The organism is Pseudomonas sp. WS 5011, from assembly GCF_012985775.1.
GTDB lineage: Bacteria > Pseudomonadota > Gammaproteobacteria > Pseudomonadales > Pseudomonadaceae > Aquipseudomonas > Aquipseudomonas peli.
The window spans coordinates 56,125-70,614 of sequence record NZ_JAAQXA010000004.1 but is presented as its reverse complement, the minus strand read 5'-3'; the positions used below and the strand labels follow the sequence as shown (position 1 = coordinate 70,614).

The 14,490-nt window shown below is 59.6% G+C and carries 13 protein-coding genes; 4 read left to right on the top strand and 9 right to left on the bottom strand.

Translation table 11 applies throughout. The annotated features are described in order from the left end of the window. Positions 1–109 precede the first annotated feature (109 nt). Both HBN63_RS05870 and HBN63_RS05865 read right to left on the bottom strand, forming a co-directional pair. On the bottom strand, positions 110–1,249 hold the full coding sequence (locus tag HBN63_RS05870; RefSeq protein WP_170048743.1) for an acyl-CoA dehydrogenase family protein: 1,140 nt from the start codon (positions 1,247–1,249) through the stop codon (positions 110–112). A 179-nt stretch (positions 1,250–1,428) separates the two neighbouring features. After that, complete coding sequence (locus HBN63_RS05865; protein WP_170048742.1) at positions 1,429–2,751, bottom strand: dicarboxylate/amino acid:cation symporter; 1,323 nt, start codon at positions 2,749–2,751, stop codon at positions 1,429–1,431. Positions 2,752–3,121: 370 nt separating this feature from the next. On the opposite strand from HBN63_RS05865, the gene HBN63_RS05860 reads away from it, so the two are divergent. Next, entirely contained in the window at positions 3,122–4,120 is a 999-nt protein-coding gene (locus HBN63_RS05860) for an AraC family transcriptional regulator (RefSeq protein WP_160087412.1), read from the top strand. Positions 4,121–4,340: 220 nt separating this feature from the next. On the opposite strand, the gene HBN63_RS05855 is transcribed toward HBN63_RS05860, so the two are convergent. The 6 genes from HBN63_RS05855 to HBN63_RS05830 all read right to left on the bottom strand — a co-directional run bounded on the left by HBN63_RS05855 (position 4,341) and on the right by HBN63_RS05830 (position 9,859). Beyond that, entirely contained in the window at positions 4,341–4,877 is a 537-nt protein-coding gene (locus HBN63_RS05855) for a GGDEF domain-containing protein (RefSeq protein WP_170048741.1), read from the bottom strand. Then, positions 4,878–5,528 carry a hypothetical protein gene (locus tag HBN63_RS05850; protein ID WP_170048740.1) on the bottom strand — a complete coding sequence of 217 codons (651 nt, stop codon included), beginning with the start codon at positions 5,526–5,528 and terminating at the stop codon, positions 4,878–4,880. 144 nt (positions 5,529–5,672) lie between these two features. Next, on the bottom strand, positions 5,673–7,055 hold the full coding sequence (locus HBN63_RS05845; protein ID WP_170048739.1) for an ATP-binding protein: 1,383 nt from the start codon (positions 7,053–7,055) through the stop codon (positions 5,673–5,675). Continuing rightward, on the bottom strand, positions 7,052–7,729 hold the full coding sequence (locus tag HBN63_RS05840; protein ID WP_167144827.1) for a response regulator: 678 nt from the start codon (positions 7,727–7,729) through the stop codon (positions 7,052–7,054). The genes HBN63_RS05845 and HBN63_RS05840 overlap by 4 nt, the downstream gene beginning before the upstream one ends. A 233-nt stretch (positions 7,730–7,962) precedes the next feature. Continuing rightward, positions 7,963–8,568 (bottom strand): outer membrane beta-barrel protein, encoded by a 606-nt coding sequence (locus tag HBN63_RS05835; RefSeq protein ID WP_170048738.1) that lies wholly within the window; start codon positions 8,566–8,568, stop codon positions 7,963–7,965. A 106-nt stretch (positions 8,569–8,674) separates the two neighbouring features. After that, complete coding sequence (locus HBN63_RS05830) at positions 8,675–9,859, bottom strand: MFS transporter (RefSeq protein ID WP_170048737.1); 1,185 nt, start codon at positions 9,857–9,859, stop codon at positions 8,675–8,677. 368 nt (positions 9,860–10,227) lie between these two features. On the opposite strand from HBN63_RS05830, the gene HBN63_RS05825 reads away from it, so the two are divergent. Both HBN63_RS05825 and HBN63_RS05820 read left to right on the top strand, forming a co-directional pair. After that, a complete protein-coding gene (locus tag HBN63_RS05825) occupies positions 10,228–10,938 on the top strand; it encodes a 4'-phosphopantetheinyl transferase superfamily protein (protein WP_170048736.1) in 711 nt (236 codons plus the stop codon). Between the two features lie 72 nt (positions 10,939–11,010). Then, positions 11,011–12,300 (top strand): M18 family aminopeptidase, encoded by a 1,290-nt coding sequence (locus HBN63_RS05820; RefSeq protein WP_170048735.1) that lies wholly within the window; start codon positions 11,011–11,013, stop codon positions 12,298–12,300. A 71-nt stretch (positions 12,301–12,371) separates the two neighbouring features. Here HBN63_RS05820 and HBN63_RS05815 read toward each other — a convergent pair whose 3' ends face one another. After that, complete coding sequence (locus HBN63_RS05815; protein WP_160015038.1) at positions 12,372–13,088, bottom strand: UTRA domain-containing protein; 717 nt, start codon at positions 13,086–13,088, stop codon at positions 12,372–12,374. A 342-nt stretch (positions 13,089–13,430) separates the two neighbouring features. Between HBN63_RS05815 and HBN63_RS05810 the strand changes: the two genes are divergently transcribed. Next, positions 13,431–14,489 (top strand): ABC transporter substrate-binding protein, encoded by a 1,059-nt coding sequence (locus HBN63_RS05810; RefSeq protein ID WP_170048734.1) that lies wholly within the window; start codon positions 13,431–13,433, stop codon positions 14,487–14,489. The last annotated feature ends 1 nt before the right edge of the window (position 14,490 follow it).

Here is a 14,490-nt window from a genome sequence, read left to right as displayed (position 1 = left end):
CCGACATGAACGTTAGCGTTTGAACAGCTTTCCTCGGTAAAAAATATCCTACGGCCTAAAGGCGGCGACCCCGATAAACCGCCGGGATCGCCAGGTGGCGGCGCGTGCGCTACAACTTCATGCCGCGGCTGATGATCTCTTTCATGATCTCCGAGGTACCGGCGAAGATGCGCTGGATGCGCGCGTTCGCGTACATCTTGCAGATCGGGTATTCCCACATATAACCCCAGCCGCCGTGCAGTTGCACGCCTTCGTCGACCACCTTGCACAGCAACTCAGTGGTAAACAGCTTGGCCTCTGCGGCCACTTCCGGGGTGAGTTTCTTCTCGTTGTGGTCGGTTACGCAGCGGTCCACAAATACCTGCGCCACGTCGATCTGCGTGCGCATCTCCGCCAGCTTGAAACGGGTGTTCTGGAAGTGCGAAATCGGTCGATCGAAGGCCTTGCGTTCCTTTACGTAATCGATGGTGGTCTGCAACGCCGCCTCGGCCGCCGCCACTGCGCCGCAGGCGTTGGTCAGGCGCTCCTGAGCGAGCATGTTCATCAGGTAGAAGAAGCCGCCCTTGGCGTCGCCCAGCAGGTTGGCCTTGGGCACCTTGACGTTATTGAAGAACAGCTCGGCCGTGTCCTGACTCTTCATGCCGAGTTTTTCCAGGTTCTTGCCGCGCTCGAAACCTTCCATACCGCGTTCAACCAGGAACAGGCCCATGGCGTGTTTGTTATTGGGGTCGGTCTTGGCAGCCACGATCACCACATCGGCCAGCAGGCCGTTGGAGATAAACACCTTGGAACCGTTGAGTACGTAATGGTCGCCCTGATCCACCGCGCTGGTGCGCATACCGGCCAGGTCGGAACCAGCACTCGGCTCAGTCATCGCCACCGCCAGAATCAGATCACCGCTGATGATGCCCGGCATAAAGCGCGCCTTCTGCTCAGCATTGCCGTACTCAGCGATATAGGGGCCGCACAGTGCGGAATGCAGCGGCAACATAAAGCCCGGTTCGTTAATCTTCGCCAGTTCCTCGCACATGATCTGCTCATAGCGAAAATCCTTGAGCCCGGCGCCGCCGTACTCTTCATCCGCCCAGGGCAAGAGAAAGCCCATGTCGCCGGCCTTCTTCCATACCTCGCGGCTGACGACGCCGTCGGCTTCCCACTCATCCTGATACGGGACCACTTCCTTTTTCAGAAAGGCGGCAAAAGCGTCGCGGAACATGTTGTGTTCGGTGTCGAAAATAAGGCGCTGCATGCGGATGTGCTCCCAGAGCTGAAGTCGTGCAGCAGGTTAGGCCTCACGCCCCTGCCGCCTCAATGACCCATGCGCTCAGCCTGGATTGACTCATTCGGTCATCTCACGCGCGGCTTGCCGGCGTTTGCCAGGTATAAAAAAGCCCGCCATTAGGCGGGCTGAATGACAGCGTATTTCCCTCAGCTCAGTTCGGCCTTGGCCGCTACTGGAGCAGGCTGCTCCTTACCGCCGCTGCTCAACTCGCGCTGCAGGGTGTCTTCATCTAGTTCCTTGCACCACTTGGCCACCACCAGGGTTGCCACACCATTACCAATCAGGTTGGTCAACGCGCGGGCTTCGGACATAAAGCGGTCGATGCCGAGGATCAGCGCCAAGCCGGCAACCGGCAAATGGCCTACCGCCGACAGCGTGGCCGCCAGCACGATAAAACCGCTACCGGTGACCCCTGCCGCGCCCTTGGACGCCACCAGCAACACCAGCAACAGGGTGATCTGATGAGTCAGGTCCATCGGCGTATCAGTGGCCTGGGCTATAAACACCGCCGCCATGGTCAGGTAGATCGATGTACCGTCGAGGTTGAACGAGTAACCGGTGGGGATTACCAGGCCGACTACGGACTTTTTCGCCCCCAGTTTCTCCATCTTGGTCAGCATGCGCGGCAGCACTGATTCAGACGATGAGGTGCCGAGCACAATCATCAACTCCTCGCGGATGTACTTGATGAACCTGAGGATGCTGAAGCCATGGCCACGCGCTATACCGCCCAGCACCACCAGGATGAAGAACAGGCAGGTGATATAGAAACAAATCATCAGCTGGCCCAGCTGGACCAGCGAACCGACACCGTACTGGCCGATGGTGAACGCCATGGCACCGAACGCGCCGATAGGTGCAAGCTTCATGATCATGTTGATGATGCCGAACATCACCTGGGCGATGCGCTCAATGAACTCCAACACCGGGCGGCCATAGTCGCCCATGCGCTGCAGGGCGAACGCAAAGATCACCGAGAAGAACAGCACCTGCAGGATATCGCCATTGGCGAACGCCCCCACCACGGTGGACGGAATTACATTGAGTAGAAAGCCGATGGTGCTCTGCTGTGCGCCGGCCGAGGCATAAGCGGCGATGCTGCTGGCATCCAGGGTGTTCGGGTCAATGTGCATACCCACACCCGGCTGCGCCAGGTTGACCACAATCAGACCAATCACCAGGGCGATGGTGGAGACGATCTCGAAATACAACAGCGCATACCCGCCGGTCTTGCCGACGGCCTTCATGTCTTGCATGCCGGCAATGCCACTGACCACAGTGCAGAAAATAATTGGCGCAATCACCATCTTGATCAGTTTGACGAAGCCATCACCCAGCGGTTTGAGCGCCACACCGGTTTCCGGGTAAAAGTGGCCGAGCAGAATGCCGATGGTGATGGCAGCCAGCACCTGGACATAAAGCATTCGGTAGAAGGGTTGACGGGGTGCTTCGAGCGTCGTGGCGGTCATGGCAGGATCCTCCATGGTGTTGTGGCGCATCATCCATCGACGCTCGCAACACTCTAAATAAGCGCTAACCCCTTAACAGAGGGGACTTGTTATCGGCGCGTTCAGCGCAGCCTTGCAGCCCCTGTCGCAAGCCCCGTGCCACTCCATGAAAGATAATTAAATCCTTAAATATCAATACCTTATGAAAATAACTAGGCTACCAAAGAGCCAGCCTGGCGGATTCCCGCACGATCATCTGCTCCGGTTTGGCGGATATCCCACGCCCTGCCCACCCAGTAACCTGACTTAAGCGACAGCGGCCCCAGCAAAGGGTTTGCTTGTTGCGCAGGCCAGCGTCTGGCTACCATCGGCATACTTTCAAGGAGCCCCCATGCGCGAACGCACCATCGCCAGCCACTTTGTCCGTGCCGCCTTACGCGGCGCCGAACGCCAGGGCCATGACTGCACGCCACTGCTGCGCCAATTGGGTATCCAACCGGCGCTGCTCGACGAACCCCGTGCGCGGGTCGCACCCGAACAGTTCGCCCATTTGGTGCAGCTGCTGTGGGAAAACCTTGATGACGAATACCTCGGTTTTGGCCGCCTGCGCAGCAAACGCGGCACCTTCGCCATGATGTGTTACGCCATCATCCACTGCCATTCACTTGAAAAAGCCCTGGGTCGTGGCGCGCTGTTCTACAGCCTGTTCCCGGAAGCTCCGGCTATCAGCATTCAGCGCGAAGGCGACTGGGCACGCCTCAGCGTGGACGACTCCACCCTGTGGGATCCAGACCACTTTCTGGTGGAAAGCCTGCTGGTGATTTGGCATCGATTGGGCAGTTGGCTGATCGGCCAACGCATCCGCCTGGAGGAAGCCACCTTCACCTACAGCCAACCCACCCACGCAGGCGAATATGAACTGCTATTCCCGTGCACCCGGCGCTTCACGGCCGGGCGCACCAGCCTGCTGTTCCATGCACGCTACCTGGCCATGCCGCTGCTGCAGGACGAACGCACCCTCAAACAGTTCCTCCAACACTCCCCCGCCGACTTGCTGGCCCGCCCGGATGGCGGCGACAGCCTGATCAGCCAGATCCGCCGCCTACTCGGCCGCGACTGCAGCAACTGGCCGGACCTGGATGCCGTTGCCCAGCAATTGCACATGAGCCCGCAAACCCTGCGCCGGCACTTGCGCGAGGAAGGCTCGAGCTTTCAAGAATTGAAGGACCATCTACGCCGCGACCTGGCGATTTACCACCTGGGGCGCGATGAACTGGCGATTCAGGATATAGCCGAGCAGCTGGGGTTTTCGGAACCGTCGGCGTTTCATCGGGCGTTTAAGAAATGGACGGGGCTGACGCCAGGGGCTTATCGGGCGCAGGAGGGGTGAACCTTCAAGTCACCTGAAAGTGCTGTGCCCATTAGTTAAACCTCAGAAAACATAGCGCCGACGCTATCTAGAGGTGGAGTAGTCTCGATGTTTAAGGGTTAATGCCAAACCCCAAAAGCGACCTTTAACAGCATCACCGCCCGCAAATCCTCTTCGTTTATTGCCAATGCTTAGCGATGCAGAACCTCTGCAGTCGAATGGCGGGCAGTACATTCACCGTCTAGTCAATTTCCACACGATTACGGCCATTAGCCTTGGCTCGATACAGCGCCAGATCCGCGCGTTGGTACAGACTGGCGGTCGTATCACTGGCGTTGCTGAAGCTCGCACCCAGACTGGCGGTCATCACTTGCGCGGGGTTTTTAAGGTGCTCTATCGCCAGTTCGTCGCAGATTTTACGGCGAATGCTTTCGCAGGTACTGACCAAGTAGGCGCTATCCGGGTTGCGCAACACCAGGGCGAACTCCTCACCACCCAGACGCGCGGCAAAGTCCAGATCGCGACGCGGATGACTGGCCAGCACGCCAGCAATGCGCTGCAAGGCAAGGTCTCCGGCCGGATGGCCGTAGTAATCGTTGTAAGCCTTGAAGTGGTCGAGATCGAGCATGATCAGCGCGATACGCGTTTGCTCACGCAGGGCTTCCTGCAATGCACGCTGCAACAACAGATCAAAACTGCGGCGGTTGTAAAGTTGGGTCAGGCCATCGGTATCGGCCATGGTTCGCAGGTCGCGTTTGGTTAGAAACAGCACGCGCATTTAGTGCTCCTGGCAGTAACCAGCCGTTGCGGCGGCAATGGTCGCTAGCGTCAGGTAGGCCAGGGACGTCAGGTATTGGATAGGCGATTCGCCTGAGCTGGTCAGCTGCAATGCCAGGCCGGTACATAACAGCGTAGCGATACCCAAATAGAGGCTGTTGCGGTAGCTGTAACCGATGGGCACGAAGATCACTATCTGGATCAGCATCATGCCCTCCAGGCCATAGGGCAGTTGCATCTGCTCCAGGCCCTGGTGATAGATCAGCGTCACCAGCAGCATGCCCAGGCTGAGGCAGCCAAGGCCGATAGGTATCCAGCGATAGCCAGTGGCAACATCCGGAGACTTCAAGACCCGGTAGGCAGCAAACACAATAATCAGCAACGCACACAGACGCACCAGCATAACCGGCAGGGTTATCGGGTTGGCGCCAACGCTGTAGAGCAACAGTAGATCAAAGGTGAAGAAGGCCAAAAAGCTGGCTAGCAGTAGGCATATAGCCACGCGCCGGGTTTGCCGGTAGCTGCGGTAAGAGAAATCACGGTATTCGGCCTCAAGCTCAGGCTCGAAGCGGCGTAAGGCAAAACCTGTTGCTAACCGATCTACAGCGGCGACGTGGTGATTGGCAACGGCTGATTCAGCTTGAGACGGCATGGCTGACCTCGCAGCGAGCCTTATCGGCTGGCCTATGGCGAAGGTTTAAGGAAATTTCACTAACGCTGACAATAGCCGACCAATACGATTACTAGAGCCATTCATCTCTGCGCTTCTGCCACTGCGCATACACACGGGCTTGTTTCAGTCGCTGAACCGTACACGAAAACTCGCGCCACCCAACGCCGAATCCTCCAGCAGCAATTCCCCGTCGTAGCTTTCGATGATGTCTTTAACTACAGCGGTACCGATGCCCTGCCCCGGATGCTGGGCATCCAACCGCTCACCACGGCGCAGGATGCGCTCGCGCTGATCAGCTGGCACGCCTGGCCCGTCGTCTTCGACGCAGAGTTCAAGCACACTGCCCTGCTGACGCACGCTCACGCGCACCTGGCCGAGGCACAGGCGGTAGGCGTTTTCCAGCAGGTTGCCGAGCAACTCCAACAACGCGCCACGCTCCATGGGCAGGTGCTGCTCGCTGGCAAAATCGCGCAGCATCTGGACCTGCTTGTCGCGGTAGACCTTTGCAAGCGCACCGCAGAGCGTATCGAGTAAAGGCGCCAAATGTGTGCTGTGGCGGATCAAGCCGCTTTTGCGCAGGCTGGCGCGCTGCAGTTGATAGCCGATCTGCTGGCTCATGCGTTCGATCTGCTGCTGCAGCACCTGCGACTGCTCGCGGTTCTGCGGCTGCTTGTCGATCACTTCAGCCACGCTTTGCAGCACGGCCAAGGGGGTTTTCAGGCTGTGTGCCAGGTCATCCAGCGAATGCCGGTAACGTTCGCGTTGCTGGCGTTCACTTTCCAACAGGCGGTTGAGCGAGCCGGTCAGGCGCAGCAGCTCGCGCGGGTGCTCTTCACTCAGGCTGGCACGGGTGCCCGCCTCCACTTGATCCAATTCGGCGCTAAGCCCGCGCAGGCTACGAAAGCCCCAGGTCAGGCCAAACCACAGCAACCCCAGCAACACCAACAGCGCGCCACCGAGCCAGAGGTAGAGCTGGCCTATAAAGCCGTCGTACATGGCCTGGTAATCGCTGGCCGGCTGCATGGTCACCACGCTGAAGGCCGCGCTCTGCCCGCGCAGCAGGTCGATTTCTACGTCGTAGACAAAGAACTCGTGGCCTTGAGCATCGGTGATGCGCACAAACTCGTGACCACGGCCGTCGTAGCGTGGGCGATAGTCGACGCTTTCATCCAGGGAGGAACGCGACTGCCAGACCAGCGTGCCCTGACGGTCGTAGATAAAGCCCAGCAGCTTGGCTTCAAGACTGTCGAATTCTTCAGCCGGTAGTTTCTCCGGCATGCTCAATCGGCCCTGCTCGTTGCGTGCAGCAGAAACCAATCCAGCCGCATCCGAGGCCAGGCGTTTTTCGATGGACTGTTCAAGGGCGATAACAAACGCGCCGCGCAAGGCCGGCAGCAGAGCCAGCATAAACAGTACCGCCAGCACCGCCGTGCCGAGCATCAGGCGCAGGCGCAGGGACTCGCCGCGACGGCCAGTGACCGGTTTGCTCAACTCGGCCTCGCTCATCGGCAGCGCTCGGTAAACAGGTAGCCTTGGCCGCGCACGGTTTCGATGGGTTTGAAATCCAGCTGACCTTCAAGCTTGCGACGCAGGCGGCCGACCAGCACTTCGATCACGTTGGGGTCGCGTTCTTCGTCATCCGGGTAGAGCTGCTCGATCAATCGCTCCTTGGCCACCACCTGCTGCTGGTGGCGCATCAGGTATTCGAGAATACGGTACTCAAAGGCGGTCAGTTGCAGGGCTTCGCCATCGAGCAACGCCTGCTTGCGGTTGAGGTCGAGCAGAAGCGGGCCAGCGGCAATGCTTGCCTGGGTAAAGCCCGAGGCGCGGCGCAGCAAGGCGTTCAGGCGCGCTTCCAGCTCTTCGAATTGAAAGGGTTTGACAACGTAATCATCGGCACCGGCGGCCAGGCCTTCGACTTTGTCCTGCCAGTTGCCACGGGCGGTGAGTATCAAAATAGGGAAGCTCTTGTCCTGACTGCGCAACTGGCGAATCAGGTCCAGCCCGCTCATGCCTGGCAGGCCGAGATCGATCACCGCCAGGTCATGGTTGTATTCCGCAGCGCGGTACAGGGCTTCTTCGGCATTGGCCACTGCATCGACCACATGGCCCTGCTCGCCCAGCCGGCTATAGAGGTGGTGACGCAGCAGCGCTTCATCTTCCACGACCAACAGTTTCATCCTGCACATTCCTCCCATAAAGCGGCCGGGCATGGTGCCCGGCCCTTTTGGCCTACCTGCCGCTTAGAACCTGAATCGGATCTCACAAGCTAGAGCCAAACAAGGCGCTACGTTAGTAACAGCCTCCGGCTGGTCAAACGGCCGAGGAAGCGCAGTTTACGAGGTGTAAATGAGCATTCCGAGGCCGTTTTCAACGCAGTTTGGCCGACGCGCAGCAGGTCCGAGGCAAGTTCTTAGAACTTGTAGTTGGCACCCAGGTAAAGTTGGCCGCTGCTGTGCAGGTCCAATGAGCCGACCTTGCCTGCGCCGTGTGGCGCCATTTCGGTGCTGGCATTGGTGCGCAGGTAGCGGTAGCCGGCTTCAATCGAGGCATTCTGGTTGATGTCCTGAAGAATGCCAGCCTGCAGGCCGAGGGCAAAGCCGATATCGCTGTCACGCTTGAAGCCTTTGCTCTCCTGCTCCAGCTTGACCAGGCCAGCGGTGGCACCGCCGAACAGCTTGGTGTTGTAGTCGCCAACCGGCAGGAAAACATCGTAGCTACCCAGCAGGTTCTGCTGACGCAGCTTGTTGCCGCGATCGGTGTCCGAGACATTCTCGTAGGTCATGTAGTAACGGTTTGCATCGCTGACCTGACCGGCGCGTACGCCCCAGGTACCAGTGTCGTTGATTACTTTGTCGAGCTTGGGGCTGTTCAGGTTGCTGTTGAGCGCGCTGGATTTCTGGATGTTGTTGTCGGTCTGCCCCCAGGTCAGGCCAACAAAGTTGTCGCCGGCATTGGCCGCAGCCGCAGCGAAGGTCAGGGAAGTTGCCAGGGCCAGTTTGCTAAGAGTGCGGTTCATGGTGTGTCCTCAGTGGTTAGTCGGTGTTGCTTAACTCGAGGTCCATGTTGCCTACCCCAAGCTGAACGCCCACTGAACCCTTGCTGAACAAACGCTGAACGCCCTCTTACAACTTGCGCGCGTTAACACCGGCTGCGACAAATAACACGGCCAATACCGCCAGCATTGGCAGCCAGCCGGCGTGCTCCCAGATATACCCAGCGGCGTAGCCAATCACGCTGGAGCCCAGGTAGTAGGCGCACATGTACAACGCAGATGCCTGCGCCTTGGCGCCGTGGGCACGCTGCCCCACCTGGCCGCTGGCCACCGCATGGGCGGCAAAGAAGCCCAGGGTGAACAAGGCCAGCCCCGCCACCGCCGCGCTTAACCAGGGCGTGGCACACAGCGCCACACCCAGCAGCATGATGGCGATACCGCCCTGCATCACCTGGCGTGCGCCCAAGCGTGGCACCAGGCGCCCCGCCCAACCAGCGCTGACGATACCCAGCAAATACACGGTAAACAGCAGGCCGATCAGGCTGGAAGACAGGTTGAACGGCGCCGCTGCCAGACGAAAACCGACGTAGTTGAACAGTGCGACAAAGCCGCCCATCAATAGAAACGCCAAGAGAAACAGACGGCGCAACTCACCATTACCCAGGTGCGTAGCAAAGTTGCGCAACAGGCCGCGCAGTGACAGCGACTGCGCGGTGAAATGCCGTGACGGCGGCAGCAGCCAGACAAACAGCACCAACGCCAACAAGCCCATGCCGGCAATGCCGGCCAAGGCCAGCGGCCAACCGCCGAGATCACTGAGCAAACCAGCAAGCAGGCGCCCGAGCAAACCACCTAACGCGGTGCCACCGATATACAGGCCCATAGCCGCCGGCAACGCCTCGGGATCGAACTCCTCGCCGACATAGGCCATGGCCAGCGCTGGCAATCCACTCAGGGCCAGGCCAAGCAAGGCGCGCAGCCAGAGCAGATGATCCCAACTATCCACCAGCGCGCAGGCAATCCCCAGCAAGGAAGCCAAGCCCAGGGCCGCCACCATCACCGGCTTACGGCCCCAGCTCTCGGCCAGCGCGCCAGACACCAGCAGGCAGATGGCCAGGCTCAGGGTGGTCAGCGATAACGCCAGGCTGCTGCCCGCCGCCGATACGGAAAAATGTGCCGCCAGGAGTGGCAGCAGCGGCTGCACGCAGTAGAGTAAGGCAAAGGTGGCAAACCCGGCACAGAACAGCGCCAGGGTCGCGCGCCGGTAAGCGGAAGTGCCACGCATCAGGTGCGCAGAGGAATTGGCAGCGGGCATCGGCAGGCTCACAGAAAGGCTCTAAATCAGCCGTCCTGGCAGATTAGCACGCAGCCAGCCGGGCTGGTTTTGCGCACGGTGCATAGCCGTTGTGCTTAAGGCGATGAGTACAAAGCCTGCCCAGTGACAAACGCAGCGCAAAAAAAAACGGGAGCCCAAATGGGCTCCCGTACTCATTCTCAGAGAAATGCCGGAACAAGCCTCACGCCTGCGCCAGCTACAACCTCACCTGCGTCCCCGAAGAAACGCATGCCGCAGTGTGGCAAAAAAGCCTCGGCAACTCCGTTTAGCTTTGTTGCGGCTTTGCAAAGAAATGTAAACGCCCGCGCCGGCTGGCCGTACAAACCGGCGCGCGGCAGAATAGGCCGATGAATACAGCCTACTTGCCATCCTGCTGCAGCCCGCTGAATGACCATTGGCCACTGCCGCATGCGCTGCCGGCGGTGCAGCTGATCAGCACACGCTTTAGCCCCGAGCTGCTGGATGCAGAGGATTTCAGCCGCTGCGCCATCGAGCCGGTGCGCGGCGTGGCCAAGCGCCAGGCCGAATACCTGGCCGGTCGGCTGTGCGCGCGTGAGGCCTTGATGCGTTTGACGGGCATTTCCGCCACGCCGGCCTGCGGTGAAGACCGTGCGCCGCAGTGGCCAGTCGGCATGGTCGGTTCGATCACTCACGGCAGCGGCTGGGCCGGCGCCGTGGTGGGTAACAGCACGGATTGGCGCGGCCTGGGTCTGGACATCGAGCAGATCATGCCAGCCAGCCGCGCCGAACGCTTGGCAGCGGAAATCCTGACGCCCTCCGAGCTGTTCCGTCTAGAAACCTTACCGAACGAACAGCGTGCCCAACGCATCAGCCTGACATTTTCGCTCAAGGAAAGCCTGTTCAAGGCGCTCTACCCGCAGGTGCAGCAGCACTTCTACTTTCAGGATGCCGAGCTACTCAGCGTCGACACCGACAATAACGTGCGTATGCGTCTGCTGATTGACCTGCATGCGGACTGGCCCGCTGGCAGTGAGCTGGCAGGCCAATTCGCCGAGTTCGACGGTTATCTGCTTAGCCTGGTCAGCATCCCGCGCTGATCTGTCGAGCGCGGCAGCCCAAAGCGCTAGGCAAATCCGCTAAACTCGGCCGATTGCCGTCTGGAGTGCCCTATGCGCGAAGATTTGAATCAAGGCCTGATTGAGTTCCTCAAGGCCTCGCCAACCCCTTTTCATGCCACCGCCAGCCTGGCTCAACGCCTCGAAGCGGCCGGTTTTCAGCACCTGGACGAGCGCGCCAGCTGGCACACCGAGGCCGGCGGCCGCTACTACGTGACGCGCAACGATTCCTCGATCATCGCCTTCAAGCTAGGCAAGCGCGCGCCACTGGAAGGCGGTATCCGCTTGGTCGGCGCACACACTGACAGCCCATGCCTGCGGGTCAAGCCGCAACCAGAACTGCAGAAGCAGGGTTTTTTCCAGCTCGGCGTTGAGGTGTATGGCGGTGCCTTGCTGGCGCCCTGGTTCGACCGCGACCTGTCGTTGGCCGGTCGAGTCACGTACCGCCGCGATGGCAAGGTGGAAAGCCAGCTGATCGACTTCCAATGCCCGATTGCCGTGATTCCCAACCTGGCCATTCACCTCAACCGTGAAGCTAATCAGGGCTGGGCAATCAACCCGCAGAACGAGCTGCCGCCAATCCTCGCGCAGCTGTCCGGCGATGAACCGGCCGATTTCCGCGCGCTGATCACCGATCAACTGGCCCGCGAACACGACTTCAGCGCCGATGCGGTGCTCGATTACGAACTGAGTTTCTATGACACCCAAAGCGCTGCTGTGATTGGCCTGAATGGCGACTTTATCGCCGGCGCGCGGCTGGACAACCTACTGTCTTGCTACGCCGGGCTGCAGGCGCTGATGGCAGCGCCGGATGAAGAAAGTTGCGTGCTGGTGTGTACCGACCACGAGGAAGTCGGTTCCTGCTCGGCCTGCGGCGCCGATGGCCCGATGCTCGAACAGGTGCTGCGCCGCGTGCTGCCGGACGGCGATGCCTTCGTCCGTACCATTCAACGCTCGCTGCTGGTCTCGGCCGACAACGCCCACGGCGTACACCCCAACTATGCCGACAAACATGACGCTAACCACGGCCCCAAGCTCAACGCCGGCCCGGTGATCAAGATCAACAGCAACCAGCGCTACGCCACCAACAGCGAAACCGCCGGGTTCTTCCGTCACCTGTGCCTGGAAAATGAAGTGCCGGTGCAGAGTTTCGTCACCCGCAGCGACATGGGTTGCGGCTCGACCATCGGCCCGATCACCGCCAGCCAGCTGGGCGTGCGCACCGTGGATATCGGCCTGCCGACCTTCGCCATGCACTCGATCCGCGAACTGGCTGGCAGCCATGATCTGGCGCATTTGGTGAAAGTGCTGACGGCGTTTTACGCCAGCGCTGAGCTGCCGTGACGCTCATTATCTAAAAGCTCACGACATTGTAGGGTGGATGAAAAAGCGTCATCCGCCCTACGCTGTTACCGTCACTCCGGCACCTCGACGCTCACATGCAGAGCGTCGTGTCGCCAGAACTCCAGATCACAATCAATCAGTCGGCCGTGCTGGTCGCGGTTGATCCTTACAATGCGCAGCGCGGGGCTGCCCACCGCTACTTTCAATGCCGATGCGGCTTCGCTGTGCAACGCCGTGGGCACCATATCAAACCGCACTCGGCCGTAATGAATGTCGTATTCGCTGGCATACAGTTCGGTCAGCGAGCGGGTCAGGTCGAAATCCAGAATGCCGGCGAAGTAATTCGGATTTAGGTAGTGCTCGACATACAGCACCAGGCGGCCGTCGATACGCCGGGCGCGACGAATCTGGTAGACGCTGGACAGCGCCGGCAAAGCCAGTAGCTGACAGATTTCGGCGCTGGCCGGAATCAGTCGCGCGCTCAGCACTTCAGTGGCCGGCACCCGCCCCTGTTCACCGACCATGGCGTGAAAGTGGCTGCGCACCAGCGGGTTGTAGGCCACGCGGGGCGGCGAAACAAACCAGCCGCGACGCTCCTCGCGATAGATCAGCCCTTGGGCCTCAAGCTGGCCCAGCGCCTCACGCAAGGTGATGCGCGTGGTATCGAATACCTCGCTGAGCTTGCGCTCGGCCGGCAACTGACTGCCCGACGGCAACAGGCCGTGTTCGATCTGCTCTTCCAATGCCCGGCATATAGCTGTGACTGCCCGCGGCGCTTCATCGCGCATCAAGACCTCCAAAATTGGACTAGTCCAGCCCCATTTCGGGGCATCAACCTGTGGGTGCAGCAGTAAAAACCATGTTTCAAGTTTAAGCAGTCTTGATGACCACGCCATGACAACTTTCTTTCAGTAGCAGCAAAAGCTTATAAATCTTGGGCTGCAGGCCTTACATGACTGAATTTGTTCATGGTCTACGCTAGTGGTGCGCCAGTTTGTGCAACCCGGCCCGAGCCGGTAAATGACCAACGTACATAAAACTGTCATTTAACAAGCCTAAATTGGCCTAGGTCTTGCTGATCTAGACCAGAACTTTTCACTGCACGCACTTCAATCGCAAAGGAGTTTCCAATGAAACAACTGCTGCTGGCTTCACTGATGGGCTCAGCCATCGCCCTGGCCACCTCGGCCATGGCTGCTGAAACGGATTTGCAAGCACTGGAAAAAGCCGCGCGCGCTGAAGGCGCGGTGAACAGTGTGGGCATGCCTGACAGCTGGGCCAACTGGAAGGACACCTGGGTTGACCTGAACAAGCTGTATGGCTTGAAGCATATGGACACAGACATGAGCTCGGCCCAGGAAATTGCCAAGTTCGCCGCTGAAAAAGACAACGCAACCGCCGATATCGGCGACGTCGGCGCGGCCTTCGGCCCCATCGCCGTGCAGCAGGGTGTAACCCAGCCCTACAAGCCGAGCACCTGGGAACAGATTCCAGCCTGGGCCAAAGATGCTGACGGCCACTGGATGCTCGCCTACACCGGCTCTATTGCCTTTATCGTCAACAAGCAGCTGGTCAAGGATATCCCGCGTTCCTGGGCTGACCTGAAAAAGGGCACCTACAAAGTCTCTGCCGGTGATGTCAGCACCGCCGCACAAGCCGTAAACGGCGTACTGGCTGCCGCCATCGCCATGGGCGGTAATGAAAGCAACGTGCAACCGGCGCTGGATTTCTACGGTGAGCTGGCCAAACAAGGCCGTCTGTCGCTGGCTAACCCAACCATCCAGACCCTGGAAAAAGGCGAAGTGGAAGTGGGCGTGGTATGGGACTTCAACGGCCTGAGCTACCGCGACCAGATCGACCCAAGCCGCTTCGAAGTACTGATTCCTTCCGATGGTTCGGTGATTTCCGGCTACAGCACCATCATCAACAAGTGGGCGAAAAACCCCAACGCAGCCAAACTGGCGCGTGAGTACATCTTGAGCGACGCTGGCCAGATCAACCTGGCAAAAGGCAACGCCCGCCCAATCCGTGCCGAACACCTGACCCTGCCAGCCGAAGTACAAGCCAAGCTGCTGCCGCAGGAGCAATACGCCAAGGTTCAGCCAATCAAAGATGCTGCTGCCTGGGAAGCCACGTCCAAAGCACTGCCGCGTCTGTGGCAGGAACACGTCATCATCAATATGAACTAAT

Coding starts and splice junctions, on each gene's coding strand:
- HBN63_RS05840 (WP_167144827.1), bottom strand. CDS start 7,729: ATGAAACTGTTGGTCGTGGAAGATGAAGCGCTGCTGCGTCACCACCTC.
- HBN63_RS05850 (WP_170048740.1), bottom strand. CDS start 5,528: ATGCCGTCTCAAGCTGAATCAGCCGTTGCCAATCACCACGTCGCCGCT.
- HBN63_RS05810 (WP_170048734.1), top strand. CDS start 13,431: ATGAAACAACTGCTGCTGGCTTCACTGATGGGCTCAGCCATCGCCCTG.
- HBN63_RS05870 (WP_170048743.1), bottom strand. CDS start 1,249: ATGCAGCGCCTTATTTTCGACACCGAACACAACATGTTCCGCGACGCT.
- HBN63_RS05815 (WP_160015038.1), bottom strand. CDS start 13,088: ATGCGCGATGAAGCGCCGCGGGCAGTCACAGCTATATGCCGGGCATTG.
- HBN63_RS05845 (WP_170048739.1), bottom strand. CDS start 7,055: ATGAGCGAGGCCGAGTTGAGCAAACCGGTCACTGGCCGTCGCGGCGAG.
- HBN63_RS05820 (WP_170048735.1), top strand. CDS start 11,011: ATGCGCGAAGATTTGAATCAAGGCCTGATTGAGTTCCTCAAGGCCTCG.
- HBN63_RS05865 (WP_170048742.1), bottom strand. CDS start 2,751: ATGACCGCCACGACGCTCGAAGCACCCCGTCAACCCTTCTACCGAATG.
- HBN63_RS05860 (WP_160087412.1), top strand. CDS start 3,122: ATGCGCGAACGCACCATCGCCAGCCACTTTGTCCGTGCCGCCTTACGC.
- HBN63_RS05830 (WP_170048737.1), bottom strand. CDS start 9,859: ATGCCCGCTGCCAATTCCTCTGCGCACCTGATGCGTGGCACTTCCGCT.
- HBN63_RS05835 (WP_170048738.1), bottom strand. CDS start 8,568: ATGAACCGCACTCTTAGCAAACTGGCCCTGGCAACTTCCCTGACCTTC.
- HBN63_RS05825 (WP_170048736.1), top strand. CDS start 10,228: ATGAATACAGCCTACTTGCCATCCTGCTGCAGCCCGCTGAATGACCAT.
- HBN63_RS05855 (WP_170048741.1), bottom strand. CDS start 4,877: ATGCGCGTGCTGTTTCTAACCAAACGCGACCTGCGAACCATGGCCGAT.